The sequence below is a fragment of the Peribacillus psychrosaccharolyticus ATCC 23296 genome, from assembly GCF_000305495.1.
Lineage (GTDB): Bacteria > Bacillota > Bacilli > Bacillales > DSM-1321 > Peribacillus > Peribacillus psychrosaccharolyticus.
The window spans coordinates 21,201-28,427 of record NZ_AJTN02000228.1 but is presented as its reverse complement, the minus strand read 5'-3'; the positions used below and the strand labels follow the sequence as shown (position 1 = coordinate 28,427).

The window sequence follows — 7,227 nt, the reverse complement described above, 5'->3', positions numbered from 1 at the left end:
TTAAACTCAGCTACATTCATTATAAGAATAAATAGCATTAGAGTTCTCTCATTCGGTTAAAGCAAAATTACTTAACTACTCCAAAAGAAATAATTTCTGTTATTTTCTTTAGAGAATGATAATAAACTTCTGTATTTTGCATTTACAGATAGTTAGTAGAAAAAGATTTAATCTTGTTGTAGAGCATTTATTTATATGAATTTTTAAACAATTAAAAGTTTTTATATCCGTTAAATGGTTTTTTTGCACTTTTGTAACTTTAGGAGATAATTTGCACTTATTTTAAGTGCTATTTTGTACATGAAACTTTAAAACCCAGCTACCTTCATAAAAGAAGATTAGCTGGGTTTCTTCATTTCTATTGTTTTTCTAAATAACGATAAATCGTTGGACGTCCATCAAGGCGCCCACGGAAAAAAAGACCATCTACCGACAGTCATATTCTTGAACTAAAACCCTACCCTTTACTTTAATAAAGGAATTCCAGATCTTATATACTTATTATTTATTAAGTGACTTAATGATCTCTGGTATTAAATCAGACTTCCATACGATTCCTAATTGGGCTTCGAGTTCATCTTTTGCACCAATTCTACCTGAGTAAATTCCGATAAGTTTTGTGTAGCAACGGCTAAATTCCCCTTCCTTTTTGGACATAATTGTTACTGGCCTACGCTCCTTTATAACTACTGGCGAACCAGACATTCCTGACCGTGAAGCTGTATCAACGTACATCTTAGGAAGATTATCAATATCAAATTCAGGCTCACTTGCCATACTTGCTCTTTTCCATATTGGCAGTCCTCCACTGCTGATTTCAAACGGATACCCAAGAATAAATACATCCTGTCCTACCCTTGCCTTTGTATTTTCATTTAAAGGTTCCTCTAATATATTTATAGGGTAATAAATTAAATGATCAGGCAATTTTATAGGAAGAATTACAACATCGACTTTTTTACCATAATTCGGATGCTCAATCCATAAAGGATTGTCTTCTTCATCTATTAATGGTATATCGTGGAACGCCCATTCATTAGGACCGTCACTATCGATTACTAATCGAATACTTAGTATATTAGGAATTGAACCTCTTTTTGATAATAAATCACCTGTTTCATTATGCCTACCTGTAACATTGTGTCGGTTTGTAACTAAATAATCTCGATTTTCTTCTCTATAAAAAAAACACGTTCCAGATGAAATCTTTTGTTCATTAAATTTCATTTCTATGAAGTAGGATGCCAAAGAATAATCATCAGGTATAATAATATCTTCTTTTTCACTCATGCTTTTACCTCCCTGTCCTTTGTTTTAATACGATTGGATTGGAATTTGGTTCCGAATCTCTCTCTATTAAAGTGACATTGTTAGATTGTATCTCATTCAAAAAAATCTAAATGGCTGTAATTTAGGATTCCAACAAAAAAAAACGACTACTTTTATTGAGTAATCGCTCCCGTCCTAAAAATCTACAAATCGTAGTAATTAGTATAATCATAGTATTTTAATTTTACCGAACAACAAGTTTCAAACGACTTAGTGGAACCACATGGGCAATCTTCTTCTTTAGGTGTTAGGCAATTTTTTACGTAAGCATTCATACAAAAGTTATTATTAAAAGAACGCCTCCGCGTTTCCATTTCAACTGCTTTAAGTGTCTGAGGATTGTTAGCTGCTCCCTTAGATAAATTTAAACTACTTTCAATCCTCGAAAAGAATTTCTCTTCAAATATTTTTTCGTCATGATCTTCTTCTTGTAAAGAAACGTAAATCTTATCTATACTGATATTTCCATAAAACGCTATGTCTTCATAAGGTATTTTTACATTCGAGGACAATCTTCCAAGGAAATATGATAAAACTTTTTTTCTAACTTCTTCTGGTAATTTATACATACCTGTAACAGAAATCATTGACCTCCAATCTACAAAATCGGTAGGATTGTATTCTGCAACATGAAAATCATCCTCTAAATAAAGACTAACTTGAAATAGTGTAAGGTATTCCCCTGGAAGTCGTCTTCCTAATGGGTTTTGAAAATACAGTGAATCAACTACTGGGTTAACATAATCAAAAGCATCATGAACGCCTTCCTGTCCATAATGAACCATTTCACCATACCTAAGCATCCTGAAAAATTGATGTAAATGTCTTATAACAATTACTCCATCAACATTTTCAAAACGGGAATCCTTGTAAAAAGTGTTTTCGGTTAATAAGCCAGATTCAGGATTAGCCAGAGCACTAAGTGGTTCATTTATATAGTCGTCCCAAAAAATACAGAGAAGACGGAAATCATCTTTATATTCTTCTTTTTGCCTGTATTGTTCAAATTTTTCGTCGGCACTTTCTAAATAATCCTTCACTTTTAAAGCTTTAGAATTAACTATTTTACCACCTTTATTGAGTATATCCCGTTCCTCATCTTTAAATCTACTCGTTATCTGTAATCCTGTTTGGCGTGCATTAGTAAAGTTAAATAAACTTGCAGTTTTAACCTCTATAGCAAAATATATGTCTTTTACTAAACCTCTATACTCAGGGTTTTTCCCACCTTTTTTTGCCGTAGGATCAAATGTAATTGTTGCCGGTGGCGTTGCAACAGTAACTAACCTTTTTAACATAGTAATTTCTGAAAAAGTCTGTATTACTTGCTCAAAATTATCCTTGTTATAACTAGCTATTCTATCAATAGTAGTTTTTGCATAATTTTTATCAGGAAGAGCCTGCTCTATTTTATCTAATACGTTTACCAGATTTTTTATAAAGGGATGTAAAGCTCCTCTTGTGATAAATGGGTGAACATGTACTGAATATTGAAGAATATGCTTATTTACATTAGCTTCAACTGAGTAGTCAGGTATTTTAGATTTTAAGTAATTGATTATCTCGCTTTTATTCATATGTGTCCCCCTAAACTTTGCCCCATTAATTATAACAAGTCTTTCTCTAATGGAATACATTTGAAGTGATTATACCGACATATTTTGTATCGAATAGGAGGTAAATAAGTCTTATGGGTAGTTAATTCACTGTAGAGCGTCTCACCGCATGAGTTTTAAAAAAAGTAGTGGTTTTTTTAGAGTAAAAATTATATTTACACTAATTTAGCTTTTTGTTGTTCCTTCACAAATGCATTTTCTTTTTTATCTCTTATAAATTCTGTTTATTTGTATAAAGTTTTAGGTGTCATAACTTAAAAGATTTGACCCCTTTTTTATAGTGTAGTAATATCAGTAGATAGACAGGTGTCATAACTTAGGGTTATAAATATAGCGAAAAAAGGGGAAATAGAACATGAAATACGGGTATGCAAGGGTAAGCACAGTCAACCAGGATTTGGCAGCACAACTTCAAGCATTAGAAAAAGAAGGATGTGAAAAAATTTATTCCGAGAAGTTCACAGGCACCAAATCAGATCGCCCGCATTTTCAAGAATTACTATCTTTACTGCAAGTTGGGGATACATTAGTCGTTACCAAATTGGACCGTTTTGCAAGATCGACGATGGATGCGCTTAAGACCATAAAAGATTTATTTGAAAAGGGAGTAAATGTACATATTTTAAATATGGGTTTAGTAGAGAATACTCCTACAGGAAAACTGATATTTAGCGTAATGAGTGCTTTTGCAGAGTTTGAACGGGATATGATTGTGGAGCGTACACAAGAAGGGAAAGCCGTTGCGAAACTGCGCGAAGATTTTAGAGAAGGTAGACCTAAAAAGTTTAGTAAGAAACAGATTGAACATGCTTTGCAATTATTAGAGTCTGATTCCTATAAGCAAGTGGAAAACATGACCGGAATTTCGAAGAGTACCCTTATACGAGCTAAAAGAAAACAATTCCGTAGTTAGGAGTTAGTAAAGCAATATATAATAGAAGAAACACGGAAAAAGAACACCTATTTGAATAAACTATACCCTATAGAGTAGACACTTAAAAAAGTCTACTCTATAGGGTATTTTTTTGTATAATAAACGAAAGAAAAGTGGAAATTGTAACCGGCAAGTGACTTTGAACACTTTTTACTCATTAAATATGAACATTTTCTGTTTAAAAAATAGAATCTCTATGTTTAATTCTATAACTATCTCCATGAAGTGGAATCACTTCCGCTCTATGAAGTAAACGATCAAGGATTGTCGTAGTTATTCCTTGATCGTTCATCAATTCTCCCCATTGATCAGGGGCTTTATTTGAGGTAAGGATAATTGAACTTCGTTCATATAACTCATTTACAAGATGAAAGAATAAATTAGCCTCTCGTGGATCCATGGACATGTACATTAAGTCATCAACGATGACCATATCTGATTCATATACCCTTTTTCGCAGTGTATGCGATTTCCTTATGTACTCTTTTGTTTTTGTTTTTAATAGATGTATAAGATCACCCATTGTCATAAATGAGACTTTGTATCCTTTATGAATGGCCTCTATACCCATTCCAATTGCCAGATGGTGGGGTGGTCCCAATAGAATGAGATTGTATTGTTGCTCTAGCCAATTAAGCTCCTTCAATTGAATTAAGTGATGGTTGATATTAATTTGATAATCGTCTAATGTTTTATGGTAAGGAAATTTGGCTGCCTTTAATTGCTTTTCTATGCTTTTTTCATCTGTATTTAGCTAGTACATCTCCTTCCGGAGTTGCTCTTATGATAAGTTCCTTTTCTCTAACCTCGACATAGACTGTATTATTTCCCCTTGGGCGGTACGTTCCTATCGGGAGGGAATAACGATTAGATTTATATTTAATCACATTGTCCTTGTGGATGGTTCTTGATATACTAGAACCATGGTTGCTCTCGAAAGAGAGTAAAGATGAGACTGGTTTTAAGTGTTGCTTTTCGAGGGCGTACACTTCTACCGGTCTCTTTTTAATTGTAAAGTGTACATTATGATTCCCCGTTCTTTTTAACCAGGCTAGGCAACTTTCGTTCAAAGAATTTCTATTCGAAAACACCCGATGTCTGGGGAAATTCATTTTCACGTATTTTACTACGTTTTCTACTTTTCCTTTATTTTGTGGATCAGCCTTTCTACATAAGTAAATCCGGAATCCTCGTTCTTTTTGATAGGCTTAAAATTCACCAGTCAGGACAATATCTCCCGCATTTTAACTTACCGTTATTAGATGGTCTTGATCATAAACGATTTCTTTGGCATTCCTCCAAAGAAAGAAAATACTTTCTCATGACAATGAATCGTATCTCTTGTTGTAAAAGGTCTGTCTAACCACTCCACATATTTTTACCAAGAGTGGGAGAGGACAAAAGTCATGAAGTATAATTTAATGTCTTTATTTTCAGTGTTTTTACCTGTGATTTCTCCCCAGTCAACCTGTACCTGTTGTCCCATTGGCAGCTCTTCAACTGCCTCGTGCATTCGAGGATGAATCATTTTAGGGATATGTTAGATGTCTCTTAGATCACTTACATAACTCCGAATCGTACTGGCCCCTACTTCTAACGACGGATAACGTTCTTTTAACCATTCTTCAATTTGTGCGGATGATCAGGATGTTCTTTTAACCAAGTGACTATCCTATCCCGATAGGGATCCAGCTTCTTTTGTCTTCTACCAAGAGCAATCATCCAATTCGTTGCTTCATCAAAAGTCATATCTAAGTATTTGTAAACTGTATTTCTAGAAATCTCTAATTTTTTTGCAATGTCTGCCACTTTAAAGCCCTGTTTTTTTAATTGGTGCACTTAAACAATCAAAAGTAATTTTTCCACCTTTCAGATCTTCCAGCTAACAATGATTTTTTATCATAGCTTATTTGAACCAATAATTGGATAAAGAGTGTTCAATTCCATTTATCAGAAACTGTTTATTATAGTCTAGCAGTTACAGAAATTGGAGACACGAAAAAATGAGTGAGAAGATTTTTACAGTTAAAGATATCAAACAACTATCAACTAACCCATATGTGAAGACAGTTAGTTCTAAAGCGATTACGTATACAGATGAGTTTAAGCAGGTTTTTATCGCAAAAAATGAAAAAGGAAAGTTGTCTAGAGATATTTTTGGGGCGTGCAGATTTTATATAGTAAGTGTAGGAATCATGCGTGTCCGTTCATTCTTTAATAGATGGTTAAAAGCCTAAAGAGAGAAAGGATCGATGGGCCTAAAAGATACGAGAAAAGGGAGTTCAGGGAGATCTCGCCAGAAAGAATGATCTCTGGAGGAAAAATTTCTACTAGTAGAAGCTCAAAACAAGTTATTAAAGGCAGAGAATGATCTCTAAAAAAAATCGAATTCTTGGAAAGGTGGATGAAGCGAAAGAAGTAAAGCTATCAGCTGAACAAAGGTCCCGGCTCATCTATTTACTCATCATTAAATACATCCTTAAAAGGATGGTCAGTTACTTATGTGAAATAGCTGGCGTATCGCGTGCAGGCTACTATAACTATTGGACAACCGCGTCTCAAGAACGCAGGACATAAAGGAAGCAGAAGGACTATTGGTGAAGGAAGACATCCTAAAAGCTTATCATTTGAAGGGCCGTTATAAGGGGGCTCGACAAATTAAGTTGACCTTACAAGGGGGATTTAACACGACCTATAATGTAAAACGAATTAGACGAATCATGAAGAAATACGAGATTATTTGTCCTCTTTGAAGACCCAACCCTTATAAAAAATGTTGAAAGCCACCAAAGAACACAGAGTGGTATCCAATTTATTAAACCGGGAGTTTAAACAGTCTACACCAAGAAGAGTATGACTGACAGACATCACCGATCTTTTTTATCGAAAAGGACAAAAAGCTTAACTATCAACGATTAAAGATGGATCCACCAATGAGATTTTAGCCTATCATGTTTCTGAATGGACTACTAGTTATCGCAACCAATACGCTGCACAAATTGAAACGAAATAGAAAAAAGTCAAACTAACCAAGAAGGCCTTTATTCACTCTGTTCAAGGCTTCCACTATATTTATCAAAAACTAGTAAAAAAATATAAGTTGGGTCAATCTATGTCCAGACGAGGCAACTGTTGGGATAATGCCCCACACGAATCCTTCTTTGGTCACTTTAAAGATGAATCCTTTATTAAAACATGTACAACGTTAGAGGAACTGAAGAAAGAGATTAAGTGATATAACCTATTACAACTACTATAGATACCAATGGGATTTAAAAAAGATGACCCCTGTTCAATTCAGAAATCATCTTCTTCAAGCAACCTAGTCTTTTTTTATTATCTATTTAT

Annotated in this window: 4 protein-coding genes and 2 pseudogenes; 2 read left to right on the top strand and 4 right to left on the bottom strand. The window is 34.1% G+C overall.

Translation table 11 applies throughout. The features are described from left to right. Window positions 1-501: 501 nt before the first annotated feature. Entirely contained in the window at window positions 502-1,290 is a 789-nt protein-coding gene (locus WYK_RS17455) for a S1 family peptidase (RefSeq protein ID WP_040375743.1), read from the bottom strand. Between the two features lie 182 nt (window positions 1,291-1,472). Next, the gene (locus tag WYK_RS17450; RefSeq protein WP_040375742.1) at window positions 1,473-2,906 is read right to left on the bottom strand and encodes a hypothetical protein; all 1,434 of its coding nucleotides are present in this window, start codon (window positions 2,904-2,906) and stop codon (window positions 1,473-1,475) included. Between the two features lie 394 nt (window positions 2,907-3,300). Here WYK_RS17450 and WYK_RS17445 point away from each other — a divergent pair, with 394 nt between their 5' ends. Next, window positions 3,301-3,858: a recombinase family protein gene (locus WYK_RS17445; RefSeq protein ID WP_040375741.1), complete on the top strand. Its 558-nt coding sequence runs from the start codon at window positions 3,301-3,303 to the stop codon at window positions 3,856-3,858. Window positions 3,859-4,057: 199 nt separating this feature from the next. On the opposite strand, the pseudogene WYK_RS24135 reads toward WYK_RS17445, so the two are convergent. Together WYK_RS24135 and WYK_RS25775 are read right to left on the bottom strand one after the other, a co-directional pair. Further along, window positions 4,058-4,624, bottom strand: a pseudogene (locus WYK_RS24135) (ATP-binding protein); the annotation flags it as partial. An 869-nt stretch (window positions 4,625-5,493) separates the two neighbouring features. After that, the gene (locus WYK_RS25775; RefSeq protein ID WP_235782551.1) at window positions 5,494-5,688 is read right to left on the bottom strand and encodes a hypothetical protein; all 195 of its coding nucleotides are present in this window, start codon (window positions 5,686-5,688) and stop codon (window positions 5,494-5,496) included. Window positions 5,689-5,882: 194 nt separating this feature from the next. On the opposite strand from WYK_RS25775, the pseudogene WYK_RS24130 reads away from it, so the two are divergent. Further along, a pseudogene (locus tag WYK_RS24130) lies at window positions 5,883-7,205 on the top strand (IS3 family transposase). The last annotated feature ends 22 nt before the right edge of the window (window positions 7,206-7,227 follow it).